We start from the raw sequence: 17,392 nt of genomic DNA, 5'->3' as shown, positions 1-17,392 counted from the left end.
AATTTTGAATTTAAAAGTGAGCGGATATTCTTTATTATATTAAGATATGTCTAAATTAAAACTAGTCATAAGTAGATAAATTACCTGGTTTTCGATGAATAAGAAGAGATGAAAGAAACGGCTGAAACTTGTAGTCGTTTCTTTTTTTATTTTTAGGATATCATTTGACAAATGAATGATCGCTCATGTATTCTATAGATGAACAAATGATTAAGTAATCATATGAAACGATTTCAAGAAAGAAGGAAACTATCATGGAAACAGTCAATAAGCATACACATAGTGAAGAATGTCATCATGACCATACACATCACAATCATCATGAACACAATCATTCACATGGTCGTTTACCTGTTTATTTATATGGCGTGGGACTAGTTATCTATCTTATTGCTCTTATTGGAAATTTTTCTTTAATAATCACTAATAGTCTTTTTACAATCAGTATGTTAACAGCAGGTTATCATATCATTTTAGAAGGCTTTGGTGAAACAATCACTGATTCAATTCGTTTGAAAAAATTTCAGCCCAATGTTCATATTTTGATGACTTTAGCTGCATTAGGTGCTGCGATTATTGGTGATTTTGATGAAGGAGCATTGCTGATTCTGATTTTTGCTGGAGCTCATTTTCTCGAAGAATATGCAGAAGGTCGGAGTCGTCGTGAAATTACTAATTTATTAAAAATGAATCCGACTGAAGCACGCCTTATTCAAGAAAATGGCGAAACAATTTTAGTTTCTGTCGATCAACTACAAATTGGCCAACAATTAAAAGTTCTTCCAGGAGATCAAATTCCAACAGATGGACAAATTGTCGAAGGTGTTAGTTCAATTGATGAAGCCTCAATTAGTGGCGAAAGTATTCCGAGAGAAAAAACAATCGGCGATGAAGTATTTGGTAGTACGATAAATGGTTCAGGGACATTCACAATGACTGTGACCAAAGATAGTAGTGAAACAGTATTTGCTAAAATTTTGCAACTGGTCAATCAATCACAAAGTAATTTATCTAAAACTGCAACGAAAATAAAAAAAATTGAACCAATTTATGTCAAAATTATTTTAGCAATTGTCCCGATTTTTATCTTGTTGACACATTTTGTTTTTAATTGGGACTGGAATACAAGTTTTTACCGTGGGATGGTCTTGCTAATTGCAGCGTCGCCTTGTGCTTTAGCTGCTAGCGCGATTCCAGCAACTTTATCAGGAATTTCAAATTTAGCTAAACGTGGCGTTCTGTTTAAAGGCGGTTCTTATCTAGCTAACTTAACGAATATTAAAGCTGTTGCCTTTGATAAAACAGGGACATTAACTAAAGGACAACCTGTTGTGACAGATATGTATTTTGTTGATGAGAGCCAACAAAGTGATTGGCAAGAAATTATCATTACAATGGAAAAAAGTGCCAATCACCCTTTAGCAAAAGCTATTTTAGATGAATTTGGTCAAACGACTTCTTTAAATTTAGACGTTACAAATGAAATCGGTAAAGGGTTAATCACTACACATCAAAACAAAGTGTATCGGATTGGGAAACCAGCTTCTTTTGAACAATTATCAATGGACATTCAAGAAAAAACGGCGAAATGGGCAAATGAAGGAAAAACGGTTGTTTATTTTGCAGAAAATGAACTAGTTGTAGGCATGATTGCGATGATGGATACACCCAATGAACAAGCAAAAAAAGTTATTCAATATCTACAGGAACAAACTATTCATACCACGATGATTACAGGCGATGCAGTTAAAACAGGTGAAGCTGTTGCCAAACAATTAGGGATTGATGAAGTAGCTGGTAATGTCTTGCCAGAAAATAAAGCTGCGATTATTACAGCGCTTCAAGAGAACTATGGAGAAACTGTGATGGTTGGAGATGGAGTAAACGATGCCCCAGCTTTGGTCCAAGCCGATATTGGTTTTGCGATGGGCGATGGGACAGATATTGCGATTGATGTTGCAGATGCAGTCATTATGCAAAATGATTTGTCGAAATTTAAGTATGCTCATCAACTTTCTAAAAAATTAGATAAAGTTGTTTGGCAAAACATTCTATTTTCAATGTTTATTGTGGTGTTGCTTAGTGTGTTAAATATTTTAGGTAAAATGGATATTGGAATTGGCGTGCTGGCACATGAGGGAAGTACGCTAGTGGTCATTTTAAATGGATTACGCTTATTAGTTCCTATTAAAGAAAAGGATTTTTGACAAATAGGACTCAATTCGTTAGTATCAAAACAACTGAATTGAAGGAGTGAGTAAATGTATCCGTCTATTTCCATCGAAGAATTTAAAATTAAACGTCAAGAAAACATTGCAATTCTGGATGTTCGTGACAAAGAACCATTTGAACAAAATCATTTATCCGAAGCATTTAATATTCCTTTAAATGAATTACCAGCAAAATTAGCTGAGTTGGACGATGAAACAACCTATTATGTTATTTGTACATTAGGGATTCGTTCTAACCAAGCCTGTGAGTTTTTAGCACAAGAAGGCTATGATGTGGTTAATGTTGAAGGCGGCATGCAAGCCTATCACTAAAATAAAATATTCCGAGTGATAAGTACCTCAATCAGGACTTTATCACTCGGAATATTTTTTTGCTGTTAATCGATAACAGTAATATTATTCATTTTTTGTTTTAGAACATCAGAGATACCTTTTAAATCACTAACATGGCCAACAAATTCTTCCATTGTTGCTAGTACTTCTTCGGCATTTGCAGATACTTCTTGTGTACCCGCTGCATTTTCTTCTGTCGATGCTGAAATGCTTTCTAAGTTTTCTAATACAATGTTTTGAATGTTCACAATGCGATTAGTTGAATTTTCAATCTCGCGAATGCCTTCAATCATTGCTGCGCTACGAGTATATACTTCTTTTGAAGAAGCAATCGCTTGTTCAATTAAACGTGTTTGTTTTTCTCCACCATCTAATGAACGAGACGCTTGATTGACCATCTCAGAAGATTGGCCTTGAATCGTAGCAATAATTGATTCAATTTCTTTGGTTGAATTTTTGCTTTGCTCTGCCAATTGACGGATTTCAGAAGCAACCACTGCGAACCCTTTTCCAGATTCACCCGCACGCGCAGCTTCAATTGAAGCATTTAAAGCTAATAAATTCGTTTGATAAGAAATGTCATTAATAACGTTAATGATTTGATTGATTGCTTGAATGCTTTGATTCATTCCATTCATGCTATCAACTAAAATTTCCATTTGATTCATTTCGTGTTGCCAGCTCGTATTGACTTCATTCATCACAGTCATGCTTTGTTGGTTAATACTTGAAGATTCTTGAGACTGATCATTCATGGTCGTAACGTTTGTGGTTAATTCTTGTACCACATCAGAAAGTTGTTGTAACTGTGAAACACTACGTTCTGTTTCTTGTGCTTGTGTACCAGTCACTTCAGCAATTCCTGTGATTGTTTCGGTCACTTCGCTGGTAGCTGAACTAGTTTGTTGAGATAACTCGAATAAGGATTCCGACATCGTTGCAACATGGTCACTTTCTTGACGAACTTGTTTAACCAGTCCAGCTGTGCCATCAATCATATCATTATAACTAGCGGCTAGCCGATGAATTTCGGTACCATGTTTATCAGGATAAACGTAACGGCGTGCTTTACTTAAGATATTTATGCCAGTTCCTTTTTGCTTATCAGCTTTTTTGATTTTGCGATAAGTGCCATTTTTTAATTCATTAAAGTATTCTTCAAAAACAGCAATGATTTCTTTAATCACATTGCGGACAAAGAAGGCGAAGAAAATTACGATTATCGTAATAATAACAGCAATAATTATTGAGTTTCTAATCAATGCTTGGATTTCAACAGCATATTCATCTTCGTCAATCGCGGCATAAACAAAACTTTGGCTGCCTTCGCGACCTTTATCGAAATAAATATTGGCGATACCATCTTCGTTGATAGCAATAGAACCTTCATTTCGAGAAGGATCCGAAATTTCTTTGAATATTTTTGTCTTCGAAATATCTTCCCCAATACGTGCTGGATCAATATCTGCCACAATAATTCCTGAATCTGAGATTAACGTAATTGAACCGGTGCGCCCAACTGTTAAATCACTTAACAATTGAGAAATACCATCGTATGAAACATTCATACTTAGGACGCCCCAATCCCCATTTTTGTTTGTAACAACTTTAGAAACAGTTGTTAAATAATTTTTTTCTACCGCTGCATTTTCGTATGGTGGTGACCATACAGATTCCCCATTTTTTTCAACGGCTGCTTGAAACCATGGTCGGGTACTTGGTTTGAAATCACTTGGCAAGTCACTTAACGAAGTGAACTTGTCATCGGATGTAGCAAAAGTCATTCCTTTGATTTCAGTATCTCCATAAGTAACTAATTCCATCGTTTCATGAATTTTTGCTAAATCAAAATCATTTTGAAAGTTTGGCATTTTACTGATTTCTTCAAAACGTTCTCTGGTTTTGTTTAACAATGTGTCTTTTTCAGTAATCACTGCACGAGTAGTGCTTACTTGTGTTACATGATTTCGTTCTTGTAACAAATTGGTAGTTATGTTATAAGAACTAAACAACATAATAAGAATCGGTATTAAAGCCAATAAAATTAAAACCATTAAAATTATTGTACCGATACTTTTTTGCCCTTTTTTCACTTCATTTCCTCTTTTCTATAAAAATTTGAACAATTCACGTTCTATGGGTGTGTTCACCTAAATTAAATCGGTTGTTATCTAATTGTTTTTAATATGAAATTTAATTTTATTTGAAAAATACGAAAAAACAATGAGCTGAACGATATTAAAAAAGCAATAGATGTGATGGAGAATAATTTGTTTAATAAAAATTTTTGAATTTTGATAAAAAAATTATAAATGGGCGCAAGGTATATTTTCTGCTTCAAATATTTTTTTTTGTGAAATTTGTTAATTATTTTCTGCTGTTCCTTTATATGTGTCCTTTTTAGTCATTTACAATAGGTTTTTTCTATAGTAAAATTTAGTTTCTATTAATATATTCCATTGTAAAAATTATGACAGCACTTTATACTGAGGTGGTAGTAATTTTAATTATATAAAAATTTCAAAAAATAGAAAAAAATAGATAAATTAACTTTAAAATATAAATTGATTGAGATTGTTCGAAAAATAATCTATTTCTAGATTGTTTTAGAACTTTTTTTTGAGCTATTATTTGATACTTTTTGATATTGTAAACATCATTATTTAATAATATGAAATTTAAAATGAGAATTTAAGGAAAAGGGGTTTGTATAATTGGATACATATAATTTATTGAAAACTGCTATGCAAGTTTCCACAACACGAGCTGAATTAATTTCTAGCAATATTGCGAATGTTAATACTGACGGTTATAAAGCGAAACGCGTTGAATTTGAAAACCAACTACAAAAGGCTATCGGTCAAAATCAATTTAATTTAAGCGCCACAAACGAAAAACATTTAAATAATTCGTCATCAATAAATCCACGTGTGATAGAAAATAATGCCAGCAGTGTCAAAGCCAATGGAAATAATGTTGATTTAGAAGTGGAAATGGTAAATCAAGCGACAAACGGGCTTTACTACAATGCACTGACAGCTCAATTAAATGGTAGGTATAAAATGTTGAATTATGTCTTGAGTAATTAATAGCAGAGGGGAAAAATAAATGAGTATTTTTAACGGCTTAAATATTAATGTTAGCGGTCTTGCTTTAGAACGCTTGAAATTAGACACGATTTCGACCAACATTGCGAATGTCAATACGACACGTACGCCTGAAGGGGGCGCTTATCGTAAAAAATCAATTGATTTTGCGGAAAGCTTAAAAAATGTTTCTACAACTGAGCAAAAGAGGAATTCATTAGCTACTAATCGCATGAGTTACGGGGTTCGTATTAATGGTATTACAGAAGATCAAACAGTTCGTACTAGTTATGATCCGACAAATCCCGATGCAGATGAAAATGGATATGTTGAGCAATCAAATGTAAATATGGCAGACGAGATGGTTGATATGATACAAGCTCTACGTACATATGAGGCAAATGCCTCTGCCGTTGAAATGAATAAAAGTATGCTACGCAAAGCATTAGAAATTTCCAAGGAGTAAAAATAAATGAATACTATTTCTAATATCCAAGGTTTAATGGATTATCAAAATCAATTAAGAGAATTGCAATCATCAGTGGGGGTTCCAACGCTTTCTGAGAATAACACAACATCTAACAAATCCTTTGGTGCTCATTTGGGCGAAGCAATTGCTGGATTGAATCAAAATATGAATGTGATTGATAGTGATACGACACGTGTCATTTCAGGAGATGAAAATGATTTAGCAAAAGTCATGATTAATATGACTGAAGCACAATTATCATTGCAAACAGCAGTACAGGTTCGTAACAAATGTTTAGAAGCATACAATGATATTAAAAATATGCAGTTTTAATGCAGTAAATTAAAGGCTTGGAAGGATGGAATGAATGGGTGCCAGGGTAAATGAGTGGTTCGAACAAGTAAAAGACAGATAGCAAAACCTTAGTGCAATGATGAAGCGCATTATTGTTTTGGGAATAATGAGTTTATTCATTGTCATTGGTACCTTTTACTATATAAGCACAAGGGTTGAATACGGGGTGCTTTTTACAGACTTGAGTCAAGCAGATGCAGGGATCATTGTTAACGACTTAAAAGAAAAAAAGATTGCTTAATTGCAATATCAAATGCATAAAAAATTTTAAAAACCTTTATAGACAGCGAATTACTCAATAATCCAGTATTACCAATGCTTTGAAGCCATTGACGGCAGGGAGTGTTTCATCCCTTACCATTTTTCAGGTGAGTTGTTGGTGGTTCTGACCCAAGAGGATAGGTTAGCTGAGTCAAGAGAAGGAGCAAAGCGGCTCTTGACTCAGCTAATCTATTCTCTTATCCTATAGAACCAACAAAACACCTTAAGCTGCTTGTAAATCGGCCAGTTCTTCCTGAAGGCGTTCTGCAGGTGTTGTATAGCCCATTATTTTTCTTGGTTTGTGGTTGATCGTATCGGTTACTTCCAGTAAATACGAATAGGACAATGGACGCAGAGTGACTCCCTTTGGGATAAATTCTCGGAGCATGCGGTTATGCCTTTCGTTCGTTCCTTTCTCCCAAGAAGCATACGCATGAGTAAAGAAAACCTGAACGTCTTCAGCAATGCTTTCGATAAGAGACAGACTTGAAAACTCAGAGCCGTTATCAGTTGTGAGTGACTTGAACTGTTCTAGCCCCTGTTTTTTCATCAAGTCAAGCACGCCTTTTTGAACCAGCGCTGCGCCTTTTCCCCAAACTTTCTTAGTGAGGCAGTAGCGTGTTTTCCGTTCAACCATAGTGATGATGACAGGCTCATTTTTTGTTTTCTTACCTAATACTAAATCAACTTCCCAATGCCCAAATTCTTCCCTCGAGAGTACTTCTGGAGAGCGTTCTTCGATACTGCGTCCCAAGTGTTTAGCGTTATGACCTTTAGGTTCAGAAACGGTTGTTTTTCGTGGCCGCATCCTAGTCTTCATAGGCAAATCGATATTACGGATTGGAAGTACGGCAGCATTTATCAAAGCGTAAACGGTCTTCGTGCATGGTACGCGTTCGTCAGGGTGCAACTTTCTATAAGAGTGTACAAAAGTATCCACACTATAAATCCGCAACCCCTTCTTGGGTGCTAGATTTTCAGGTAAGGCAGCAAGGAAAGCCGCAGAATATTTATTATGATCCCGCGCATGCGAGTTCTCACGATTTTCTTTATAAACCCGTGCGCCTGAGGCGGCAATATACTGCTCGTAATAATTGCGCTTATAGTCAAGCTGGCGCGTTCTACCGCGTTTCAACTCACGAGAAACAGTGGGTTGGCTGACCCCTAATTCTCGCGCCATTTCAGCTTGTTTATAGGTGCCGCTTTTCGCCATCTGTTCCAGCATTCCGCGTTGGATGTCAGTAAGTTGTTTGAAGGTGCGCTTTTCTGTGATACAATTATTTTTGGTCATGTAGATACCCCTTATACTTTTGGTTTGGTTGCTAACAAGTATATCGTATCTACATGATTTTTTCGTTTATTTCCTTATGCATTTCATTTTACAATTTACCAGAAAAAAAGATTGCTTACAAACTAGAAGATAAAGGTAGCACTATCATGATTGACCAACAAGAAATAGATGGTTATCGGATTGATTTAGCAGTAGAAAACAAACTGCCGGATAGTTCTACTGGATTCGAATTATTTGACCAATCGGATATGATGACAACTGATGAAGACCGTAAAGTAATGTATCAACGGGCGCTAACGGGTGAATTAGAACGAGCAATTGGTTCGTTGGATGGTGTTCAAAAAGTAAAAGTTATTTTGGTGACACCAGATGATGGCGTTTTTAGCAGCGAGAAAAAAGATGCTACGGCGTCTATTATTTTAACGCTAAATAAACAACTTTCTGATTCTGCCATTCAAGGAATTGTCACCCTTGCTTCGGGTGCAGTTGAGAATCTAAATCCTGAAAATGTCAAAGTAGTTGATGGCAACGGGCTAGTTTTAGCTGGTAGCGGCGAAGAAAATTCCCTATCAAATGCTAGTGATCGTTATATCGGTATTAAGAATTCGTATGAAGAAACACTAGAAAAGAAAGTCAAAAAATTACTTGAACCAATTTATGGGGCAGAGAATCTACAAGTTTCAATCAACGTCGATTTAGATTTTGATTCTGTAGAAAGCACGCGAACAACTTATAATAATCCTGAAATTCGTAGTGAGAGTGTTGAAGCTACTGGTTCAGCAGACGCTATTCAGGAAGCACAAACGGGGCAAGCAAATGACAATGTGACGGTTGTAACTGGTGATGATGCAGAAGGAAATCGCACGTATCGACGGGATGTCAATAATGAACTTGATACAGAAATTACGAAAACCATTAGTGCTCCAGGAATGATTGAACGCATGACAAGTTCAGTTGTGATAAGTGGAAATTTACCTGCAGATGTTCAACAAGAAATTCGTGCTTTAGTAGCATCAGCAGTGGGATATAACGAAGAACGTGGCGATGAAATTGCCATTCAAGGTGTGACTTTCACACAAGCAGAAGCTGCTGCTGAAGAAAATCCAACAACGAACAATCAATCGACTATCTTAAATAATCTTTGGATATATTTAGCCATTGGTGGTGGCGTTTTATTGGTCTCTCTGATTATGTTAGGCACATTCTTTATATTACGCAGACGTCAACAAGATGATTTCTTAGTTGATGATGACGAGGAAGAACTAATGGAAGAAGTAATTCCCAACTTTAATGAGCGTTCACAATCAATGTCTGCAGAAGCTAGTTTTGCAGATTCGATTGCTTCAATGGTCAATCCGTCATCAACCTCTGATAGTTATGATGAATTAGATGAAGAGGACACCCAAACAAGTCGTATTAAATCGAAAGTAGTTGACAGAGACAAACGTGCGAAACAATTTGCCGATGAAAATCCTGAAATTGCTGCTGAATTAATTCGTGCATGGACAAAGGAAAAATAAATGGAGGAGAAATAAGATGACTACCATTGATGGTATAAAAAAAGCAGCGATTTTATTAATCTCGCTTGGTTCAGAAACCTCCTCTAAAATTATGAAATTATTGCCGGAAGACGTTATTCGTAAGGTCAGCTACGAAATCGCAAATACTGATTTGGTTAGTCCCGAAGAAAGAAATGCTGTATTAGAAGAGTTGATTGAAACCTCCAGTGCAAGGCAATATGTTTTAGATGGTGGGATTGATTATGCAAAAGAATTATTAAATCAAGCATTAGGACCACAACGAGCAAAAGATGTCATTGATGTATTAAATCAAATTCAATTAAGAGAACGTCCATTTAATATTGTGCGTAAAGCAGATGTTCAACAATTGATAAATTTACTTTTGAATGAACATCCTCAAACAGTAGCATTAATTTTGTGTTATATGCAGCCTGAAAAAGCAGCTACAGTTCTTTCTCAATTTCCAGATAAACTTCAAGTGGAGATTGCAGAAAGAATCGGGATGATTTCTAGTACTTCACCAAAGATTATTCGTCGTATTGAAGGTGTAATTGAGAATAAATTCTCGAACGTAATGGAAAATAGCACCGAAAATGTTGGTGGTGTGCATACCCTTGTGGAAATTTTAAATTCAGCAAGTCGTGGTACAGAGAAGAATATCTTAACCGATTTAGAAAAACGTCAACCAGATTTATCAAACGAAGTCAAATCAAGCTTGTTTACTTTCGAAGATATTGTTGGTTTGGATCGTTTGGATGTACAAAAAGTATTGCGTGATGTTGATAACAATATGTTAGTTCTTGCATTGAAAGGAACAACCGAAGACATTCGTGAGTTTATTTTTGCTAACTTATCGAGTCGTGCAGTTCAAAATATTAAAGAGGAAATTCAGTTTATGGGACCTACACGATTATCAGCAATTGAAGAAGCACAACAACATGTGGTTGCTGTCATCCGTAGATTAGATGAAGCTGGCGAGATTTATATTGGAAGAGGCGAGCAAGATGCAGTGGTCAAATAATTCTTTGCTAAAAGGTTCAGCGATTGATAAAAGTACAACAGCTAAATCGATAGTTACTACGCGACCAATCATTCCTGAAAGAAAAGAACCTGAGTTTAACTTAACCAAAAATAAAACTAGAGCACAGCAACTTTCAAAAGAACAGCGACAGTTACAACAACTCGAAGAAATGAAAGCTAAGATTTTACAAGAAGCACATGAAGAAGCTGAAAAAATTAAACAGGCCGCATTACTAGAAGCTGCTCAAATTGAACAAGAAGCAGAGAACGTACAAATACAAGCCCATCAACTTGGCTTAGCAGAAGGTCATGAACAAGGCTTTCAACAAGGCCATGAAGAAGGCATGCAAAAGGTTCAAGAAGAGGCTGAACATTTATTTATTCAAGCCAAAGAATCTTTACAAGAAGCCATTGAAAGCAGTGCGATTTATGTGCAAGAAAAGCGTCAAGAAATCATTCAATTGGGTGTTGAGATGACGCAAGAATTGATTCAAACCAAATTAGAGATAGATAACGAAACGATTTTAAAAATCGTTGAACCAATCTTGATTAAGCTAGAAAAGCCCGACCAACTAATCGTTATTCGAGCAAATGCACGCTATTACGATCTGTTGGTAGAAAAAATGGAATCCAGAAAACAAGAAATACCTTTCTTAAGATTTTTAGTTTTGAAAGACGAACTTATGGGACCTTATGATGTATCAGTGGAATCGGATGAAGCACTGGTAACTTTTGAATTAGAAAAAGAATTAAAACGATTTTTAAAACAATTGACAAAGGAATGAACAACCAATGGAGCTAACATTACCAATTGATTCTTATATCGAACAAGCCAAAAGGCATTCCTTTTTTTCAGTATTTGGAAAAGTTAGCGAAGTGGTGGGTTTAATCATAAAAGTCGAAGGACTAGATGTATTTGTTGGAGAAATTTGCGAAATTAAAATCCGCAATAGCAATAAAACGGCGTTATCTGAAGTGGTAGGTTTTGTGAAACAAACGGTTTTGCTAATGCCTTTAGATGAACTAGAAGGCATTGGCCCAGGATGTTTAGTGAAAGCTACGGGTAAAACTTTAACCGTCAAAGTAAATGATGACTTGCTTGGTCACACGCTCGATGGACTGGGGCGACCGTTAGACGATTTAGTTTTAAATGAAAATAGTCCTGAATATGAAGTGATTAATGACTCTCCAGACCCTTTTAAACGAAAACGAATCGCTGAAATTATGAGTACAGGTGTACGCGCAATTGATGGCATTATGACAGTCGGTGAAGGTCAACGTATGGGGATTTTTGCCGGAAGTGGTGTGGGAAAAAGTACATTGTTGGGAATGGTTGCTCGTTACTGTGACGCAGATGTCATTGTCATTGGTTTAATCGGTGAACGTGGTCGTGAGGTAAAAGAGTTTATTGAGAATGATTTAGGTAGTGAGGGGTACAAAAAATCAGTAGTGGTTTGTGCGACGTCAGATTCGCCGCCTTTGGTTCGTTTAAAAGGAGCACACGTTGCTACCGCAATTGCTGAATATTTCCGTGATCAAGGCAAGAAGGTGGTATTGATGATGGACTCAGTTACACGTTTTGCTATGGCACAACGAGAAATTGGGTTATCTATCGGAGAACCGCCCACCACGAAAGGGTATACTCCATCTGTATTTACAGCTTTGCCAAAATTGTTAGAGCGTAGTGGAATGTCTGATAAAGGCTCAATTACAGCGTTTTATACAGTTTTGGTTGAAGGGGATGACATGAATGAACCAATTGCTGATGCCGTACGCGGAATTTTAGACGGTCATATCTTACTTTCGCGTAAAATTGCTTCACAAAATCATTATCCAGCGATTGATATTCAAAATAGTTTGAGTCGATTGATGAAAAGTTTAGTTTCTCCAGAACATCATAAGCATGCCGGTGAACTAAAAGAAAATATGGCTGCTTACTCGGAAGCAAAAGACCTAATTGATATTGGTGCTTATCAAAAAGGAAGTAATGCTGTGATAGATTATGCGATTTCGTTACATCAACCAATCAATGCCTTTTTACGTCAACAAGTAGAAGAACCTTCTGATTATGAACAAACAGTTATGAAACTACATGCTTTATTTAGCGATGTATCAACGATTAGAGGGTAAGAAGGGAGTAAAAAGTGGAAAAATTTCAATTCTCGCTAGAAAAAATTTTAGATTATCGTTGGATTCAAGAAAATGAAGCAAAAAGAGAATATGCTTCAGCACAAAAAGCACTGAATGAACAAGAAGAAATTTTGAAACAACTAATTGCAGAAAAAGGGGAATTGATGGAAATTCGTGAAACAACCGTCAATCGAATGCAAATTCAACAGTGGTATTTGTTAGATTTAAATCAAAAATTAACAGAAACAGTTCAAACAATTAATGAGCTTAAACATTTTGTAGAACTCAAATTACAAGCATATATTACCGCACAAAAAGAAAGAAAAGTTTTAGAAAAACTCTCAGAAAAACAAATGGCGGAGCATCAATTAGCTGTAAATCGTGAAGAACAAAAAATGCTAGATGAGATGGCAAATAGAAAAAGAATCAGTTAATTCTCGGCTGATAGAAAGGATGAAAAATGGAAAGAATTCATCAAATAACGAATAGTACGTTTCCAACAACCAACCACCAATCTTCAGCCCCAGACAGTACTATGTTTCAAATGTTCTTCCAACAGTTTCAGTCGGCATCAGACGAGGATGTTCAATCAGAAGAAACTACTGTTGAACATTCAGAGCTAGAACAGTCCATGGATGAGGACACTTTTTCTAAAGCGAATATATCCAAGCAAGAACATTCATCGCAAGCATCAAGCATACCCATAAGCACATTTGCTACTCAGTCAAGTCAGCAATCTGCTTCAACAACCAATGAAACTAGTAACATGCAACAAACGACCACTCGAATGGACACAGAATTTTTAGTTGGAATGGAACAAAAAAATAGTCATGCAGTTTTTATGCAAACGAATAGTCCATCCACAGATGTTTTGGGTAAATCAAACGAACATAGAACGACTAATTTATTTAAAGAATCTGTTGAATCTTATTCTAATAGAGTTTCAGAAAACAAAATGTTTGCTATTCAGACGGTTCCATCAGTTAATGAAAATCCAGAAGTGATGACAAATGAGGCGCTGCCGTCGCCTTTTTCTGTAGAAGTAACAAGTGATTCGTCTGAAAAAATAAATTCTTTACCCGTCAATCGTTCGATGGAAGTAAATACCGTCATCGAAGAACAACAATTTAATCCACCATTGGTAAATCCTACAGGAGATTTGTTAGAAACGGTACCGGATACGAAAGAAATGCTAACAGAGGCGTTTCAAGTGACCAAAGAGCATCTGCCAACAGCTCAAAGCTTTATAGAAAATCAATTGCATCAAAATTCAGAAATCTTAATTGGAGAATTTTCTCAAATAGAAAAAGACACATTGCCACAAACAAGTCCAGAAACAACAGGTGAAGAGTCTTCGTCTGTGGCTACAATGGATTCAGCAAGTCCAGATATTAGCTGGACTAATCCTTTAAATTCAACTTCTGATAACTTTATGGGAGAGACGAAACAAGTAGAAAAAAATATAGAGGAACAGCCACTTAAAAATGGGGTTGGAATAGAACTATCAGCTGAACTGCCAACAGCTGAATTACCGACTGTCGCTAGTATGGTTTCCGAACGTTTGCGTCCAACTTCTGATAAATTTCTTGGAATGGATCATCAAGGAGAAGAAAATCTGCCAGAACAGCTAAACGCTGAATTACCGATTGCTGCTAGTATGGTTTCCGAACGTTTGCGTCCAACTTCTGATAAATTTCTTGGAATGGATCATCAAGGAGAAGAAAATCTGCCAGAACAGCTAAACGCTGAACTACCGATTGCCGTTAGTATAGTTCCCGAACATTTGCGTTCAATTTCTGATAAATTTCTTGGAATGGATCATCAAGGAGAAGAAAATCTGTTAGAACAATTAAACCCTGAATTACCGATTCCCGACAGTTTGTTCCCAAATCGTTTGAAGTCAATGTCTGATCAATTCCTTGGGCCAGTCACTATTGAAGAGTCGATAGTGACACAACCAATAAACAGTGGGGAATTAGAGGCAACAGCTGAACTGCCAACATCTGTTGCTAAGACCAAACAAACTGTTCCATCTTCAGAAGTGATTCTTGATGAGTCGTCAGTAATTGAAAAATTATCTGAGCAACAAACACTGAATACTGATTTAGAAAATGGGATAGATGAAGCGGTAGTATTGAAGAATCGAACAATCAATCCAGAGGTAGACTTACCCAAAGGCACACAAGCGGTAAATGCAACGTTGCCTAATAAAAGTTCAGATACGCTCGTTGAAAAAGTATTATCCAGCAAAGTACTGTCTAAAGAGGTAGCACCTACTGAAATAGTTCAAGCGCCAATTATTGAAAAAATAGTGGGTTCGGACAAACAACAAGTTCCTACTGTAATAGAAGAAGTACCAGAAACAGCTAAAAAGCCAGCAGCTACCTTAGATAAGTCGATACCAGTGGACCAAGAAATTAGCGAACCAAAAGCAACAAATCGAGTGGAAGTACAAAGTGAGAAACAAAGTCTACCAGTTGAAAATGAAAACGTCGAATCGACAGACCAAGTTCATTCGACAACTAAAACTGAATCAACAGATAAATCGATCACATCAAAATCTGTAGGGAATTCAGAGATTGTAACCAGTTCACCAACGACGATACCTGTTCGCGAGGCTGGAACAATCGCTTTAGATGTACCGAAAATTCAAAGTGGACACGGACCTACACTTGAAAAAGTAGTTCAAGAAATAGCCAAGCCTATTCAGCAAGAGTTACAAACAATGGTGCGACCAAATGAAAAAGTGGTGACTTTTGACTTAGATCCAGGAGATTTGGGGAAAATTCAGGTCAAAATGAAAGTAACCGCTCAATCTGTTTCATTAGAATTAACCGTGCAATCAGAACAAACTAAAAAAATGTTTGAAGCGATTACGACACGCTTAGATAAAGTATTACAAAAACAAGAGAATGTGTCTGTGTTTACTGTGACTCGTTCAGAACCAACGATTGCTTCGACAACCGATAATCAAAACTCATTGTCACAGTCGTTTCAGCAGGGATTTTCACAAGAACGTCCAATGCAACAACAACGACATCCGGCAGGTCGATATCGAAAACAACAGCTAGAAGAAAATGTTGTCGAGCATGAAGTCGAAAGTCGCGTGAGTATTTTAGCTTAAAAGGAGGAAAAAGAACGATGACAGACGCAGTGAATAGTCTTAATTTTGGTGGAACATATGCCACGAGTCAAAAAAGCGATCCTTCAGAAATTTCGATGGATGATTTTTTGAAAATTCTTTCTGCATCGATGAGTAACCCCACTGTTTCGGCAGGTGGTGGTGAATCTGGAGGAAATGCTGGTACCGATTATATTGGACAGTTTGTTCAGTTTACTACTTTGCAACAAATTAAAGAAATTGGCGACGGACTAAATCAGTCTGTTCGTATGTCTCAACAGCAACAAGCGTTTGAAATGTTAGGGCGTGAAGTCAGTGTACGAGACGGAGAAGAAATTGTTACCGGAAAAGTAGAAAAAGTCCGCTTCGTTGATGGTTATGCAACCATCGTTGTTGGTGGGAATGAATATTACATGAGTGGTATTCAAGAAATTGGTGAAAAAATATAATGAGTTGTCATGAAAAATTAGGAGGAAAAGAAAAATGTTAAGATCAATGTACTCAGGCGTTAGTGGAATGAAAAATTTACAGGTTAAAATGGATGTTATCGCAAATAATATTGCCAACGTTAATACAATTGGTTTCAAATCAAGTCGTGTGATGTTCCAAGATATTATGAGTCAAACCACAACTCAAGCAACAGCTGGACAACCAGGTGGACTTGGTGGAACAAATATGCAACAAATTGGTTTAGGTGTACAAGTTGGTTCCATTGATACAATTCATGAACCAGGCGCACCGACTTCAACGGGTCGTGATTTAGACTTTTATCTAGAAGGTGGTGGTTATTTTGTTGTCCGTGATGGTGAAGGAAATAACTTATACACTAGGGATGGTATTTTCACGCGTGATGGCAATGGGGATCTAGTAAATAGTTCAGGGATGAAAGTCATGGGAGCGGTGAGCACAAATAATACGACAGCACCGGATATCACTAATAACAGTCCTTTAGCAGCATTAAATGTTCCTGAAGAATTTAATGGTCAAGCTTACCAATCAATGGCCATTGATAAATATGGGGTAGTTTCAGCTAAATATGGCAATCAAGATGTAATTATTGGTCGAGTGGCGGTTGCAACTTTTAACAACCCCGATGCTTTACAAAAATTGGGTGGTAATAATTATGGCGCAACTGTAAATACAGGTAATGCAATTCTTGGAGCAGCTGGACAAAATGGCTCAGGCATGATGCAATCTGGAAAAATCGAAATGTCAAACGTTGATTTATCAACTGAATTTACTGAAATGATTGTTGCTAGTCGCGCTTACCAAGCAAACTCAAGAAGTATTACAACATCTGATGAAATGCTTCAAGAATTATTAAACTTGAAACGTTAATATCCTAAACTTTAATTAAAAGGAGATACTCATATGATTCCGGTCACATCGTTAAGCAAAAAGCAGTTTTATCTCAATCCTGATTTGATTTATCGTTTAGAGGAAACCCCTGATACTATGGTGACTTTAGTAGATGGAAAAACATTGCTTGTTATTGAAACGGCTGACGAAGTGATTCAACGAATCATTGAGTATCGCCAAAAAATTCAACAACCAATTAATTTAAAAGAAGCGTAGG

Annotated in this window: 16 protein-coding genes; 14 read left to right on the top strand and 2 right to left on the bottom strand. The window is 36.5% G+C overall.

Features of this window, described 5'->3' with window-relative positions; all coding sequences use genetic code 11:
• Positions 1-254: 254 nt before the first annotated feature.
• Entirely contained in the window at positions 255-2,207 is a 1,953-nt protein-coding gene (locus AC4BC7_RS09330; protein WP_207942464.1) for a heavy metal translocating P-type ATPase, read from the top strand.
• 54 nt (positions 2,208-2,261) lie between these two features.
• Positions 2,262-2,543, top strand: a complete 282-nt coding sequence (locus tag AC4BC7_RS09325; protein ID WP_207942463.1) for a rhodanese-like domain-containing protein — start codon at positions 2,262-2,264, stop codon at positions 2,541-2,543.
• Between the two features lie 65 nt (positions 2,544-2,608).
• On the opposite strand, the gene AC4BC7_RS09320 is transcribed toward AC4BC7_RS09325, so the two are convergent.
• Positions 2,609-4,657 (bottom strand): methyl-accepting chemotaxis protein, encoded by a 2,049-nt coding sequence (locus tag AC4BC7_RS09320; RefSeq protein WP_490502704.1) that lies wholly within the window; start codon positions 4,655-4,657, stop codon positions 2,609-2,611.
• Positions 4,658-5,278: 621 nt separating this feature from the next.
• Here AC4BC7_RS09320 and flgB point away from each other — a divergent pair.
• From flgB to fliE, 3 genes are read left to right on the top strand one after another with little or no spacing between them, the layout of a single operon-like run.
• Positions 5,279-5,653, top strand: coding sequence for a flagellar basal body rod protein FlgB (gene flgB / locus AC4BC7_RS09315; RefSeq protein ID WP_207942462.1), 375 nt, complete (start codon positions 5,279-5,281; stop codon positions 5,651-5,653).
• 19 nt (positions 5,654-5,672) lie between these two features.
• Positions 5,673-6,116: a flagellar basal body rod protein FlgC gene (gene flgC / locus AC4BC7_RS09310; RefSeq protein ID WP_207942461.1), complete on the top strand. Its 444-nt coding sequence runs from the start codon at positions 5,673-5,675 to the stop codon at positions 6,114-6,116.
• A gap of 6 nt (positions 6,117-6,122) precedes the next feature.
• Complete coding sequence (gene fliE / locus AC4BC7_RS09305) at positions 6,123-6,452, top strand: flagellar hook-basal body complex protein FliE (protein ID WP_207942460.1); 330 nt, start codon at positions 6,123-6,125, stop codon at positions 6,450-6,452.
• 505 nt (positions 6,453-6,957) lie between these two features.
• Here fliE and AC4BC7_RS09300 read toward each other — a convergent pair.
• Positions 6,958-8,025 (bottom strand): IS30 family transposase, encoded by a 1,068-nt coding sequence (locus AC4BC7_RS09300; RefSeq protein ID WP_490502703.1) that lies wholly within the window; start codon positions 8,023-8,025, stop codon positions 6,958-6,960.
• Between the two features lie 146 nt (positions 8,026-8,171).
• Between AC4BC7_RS09300 and fliF the strand changes: the two genes are divergently transcribed.
• From fliF to AC4BC7_RS09255, 9 genes are read left to right on the top strand one after another with little or no spacing between them, the layout of a single operon-like run.
• On the top strand, positions 8,172-9,545 hold the full coding sequence (gene fliF / locus AC4BC7_RS09295) for a flagellar basal-body MS-ring/collar protein FliF (protein WP_490502702.1): 1,374 nt from the start codon (positions 8,172-8,174) through the stop codon (positions 9,543-9,545).
• A gap of 16 nt (positions 9,546-9,561) precedes the next feature.
• Positions 9,562-10,566: a flagellar motor switch protein FliG gene (gene fliG, locus AC4BC7_RS09290; protein ID WP_207942458.1), complete on the top strand. Its 1,005-nt coding sequence runs from the start codon at positions 9,562-9,564 to the stop codon at positions 10,564-10,566.
• Positions 10,550-11,350: a FliH/SctL family protein gene (locus tag AC4BC7_RS09285; protein WP_490502701.1), complete on the top strand. Its 801-nt coding sequence runs from the start codon at positions 10,550-10,552 to the stop codon at positions 11,348-11,350. The genes fliG and AC4BC7_RS09285 overlap by 17 nt, the downstream gene beginning before the upstream one ends.
• Positions 11,351-11,357: 7 nt before the next feature.
• Positions 11,358-12,695: a flagellar protein export ATPase FliI gene (gene fliI / locus AC4BC7_RS09280; protein WP_207942456.1), complete on the top strand. Its 1,338-nt coding sequence runs from the start codon at positions 11,358-11,360 to the stop codon at positions 12,693-12,695.
• 14 nt (positions 12,696-12,709) lie between these two features.
• Positions 12,710-13,129: a flagellar export protein FliJ gene (gene fliJ / locus AC4BC7_RS09275; RefSeq protein ID WP_207942455.1), complete on the top strand. Its 420-nt coding sequence runs from the start codon at positions 12,710-12,712 to the stop codon at positions 13,127-13,129.
• Positions 13,130-13,155: 26 nt separating this feature from the next.
• Entirely contained in the window at positions 13,156-15,819 is a 2,664-nt protein-coding gene (locus AC4BC7_RS09270) for a flagellar hook-length control protein FliK (RefSeq protein ID WP_490502700.1), read from the top strand.
• A gap of 17 nt (positions 15,820-15,836) precedes the next feature.
• Positions 15,837-16,265: a flagellar basal body rod modification protein gene (locus AC4BC7_RS09265; RefSeq protein ID WP_207942453.1), complete on the top strand. Its 429-nt coding sequence runs from the start codon at positions 15,837-15,839 to the stop codon at positions 16,263-16,265.
• Positions 16,266-16,299: 34 nt separating this feature from the next.
• Entirely contained in the window at positions 16,300-17,154 is an 855-nt protein-coding gene (locus tag AC4BC7_RS09260; RefSeq protein ID WP_490502699.1) for a flagellar hook-basal body complex protein, read from the top strand.
• Positions 17,155-17,187: 33 nt separating this feature from the next.
• Entirely contained in the window at positions 17,188-17,391 is a 204-nt protein-coding gene (locus tag AC4BC7_RS09255; RefSeq protein WP_207942451.1) for a flagellar FlbD family protein, read from the top strand.
• Position 17,392: the final 1 nt, after the last annotated feature.

Source organism: Enterococcus sp. AMC1623 (assembly GCF_058216495.1).
The sequence above is the reverse complement of the archived record's forward strand: the minus strand, read 5'-3'. Positions and strand labels throughout refer to the sequence as shown.

Bases quoted from the DNA above. Each gene is read 5' to 3' on its own strand.
- AC4BC7_RS09330 (WP_207942464.1), top strand. From the start codon at position 255: ATGGAAACAGTCAATAAGCATACACATAGTGAAGAATGTCATCATGAC.
- AC4BC7_RS09325 (WP_207942463.1), top strand. From the start codon at position 2,262: ATGTATCCGTCTATTTCCATCGAAGAATTTAAAATTAAACGTCAAGAA.
- flgC (WP_207942461.1), top strand. From the start codon at position 5,673: ATGAGTATTTTTAACGGCTTAAATATTAATGTTAGCGGTCTTGCTTTA.
- fliE (WP_207942460.1), top strand. From the start codon at position 6,123: ATGAATACTATTTCTAATATCCAAGGTTTAATGGATTATCAAAATCAA.
- AC4BC7_RS09300 (WP_490502703.1), bottom strand. From the start codon at position 8,025: ATGACCAAAAATAATTGTATCACAGAAAAGCGCACCTTCAAACAACTT.
- fliF (WP_490502702.1), top strand. From the start codon at position 8,172: ATGATTGACCAACAAGAAATAGATGGTTATCGGATTGATTTAGCAGTA.
- fliG (WP_207942458.1), top strand. From the start codon at position 9,562: ATGACTACCATTGATGGTATAAAAAAAGCAGCGATTTTATTAATCTCG.
- AC4BC7_RS09285 (WP_490502701.1), top strand. From the start codon at position 10,550: ATGCAGTGGTCAAATAATTCTTTGCTAAAAGGTTCAGCGATTGATAAA.
- fliI (WP_207942456.1), top strand. From the start codon at position 11,358: ATGGAGCTAACATTACCAATTGATTCTTATATCGAACAAGCCAAAAGG.
- AC4BC7_RS09270 (WP_490502700.1), top strand. From the start codon at position 13,156: ATGGAAAGAATTCATCAAATAACGAATAGTACGTTTCCAACAACCAAC.
- AC4BC7_RS09265 (WP_207942453.1), top strand. From the start codon at position 15,837: ATGACAGACGCAGTGAATAGTCTTAATTTTGGTGGAACATATGCCACG.
- AC4BC7_RS09260 (WP_490502699.1), top strand. From the start codon at position 16,300: ATGTTAAGATCAATGTACTCAGGCGTTAGTGGAATGAAAAATTTACAG.
- AC4BC7_RS09255 (WP_207942451.1), top strand. From the start codon at position 17,188: ATGATTCCGGTCACATCGTTAAGCAAAAAGCAGTTTTATCTCAATCCT.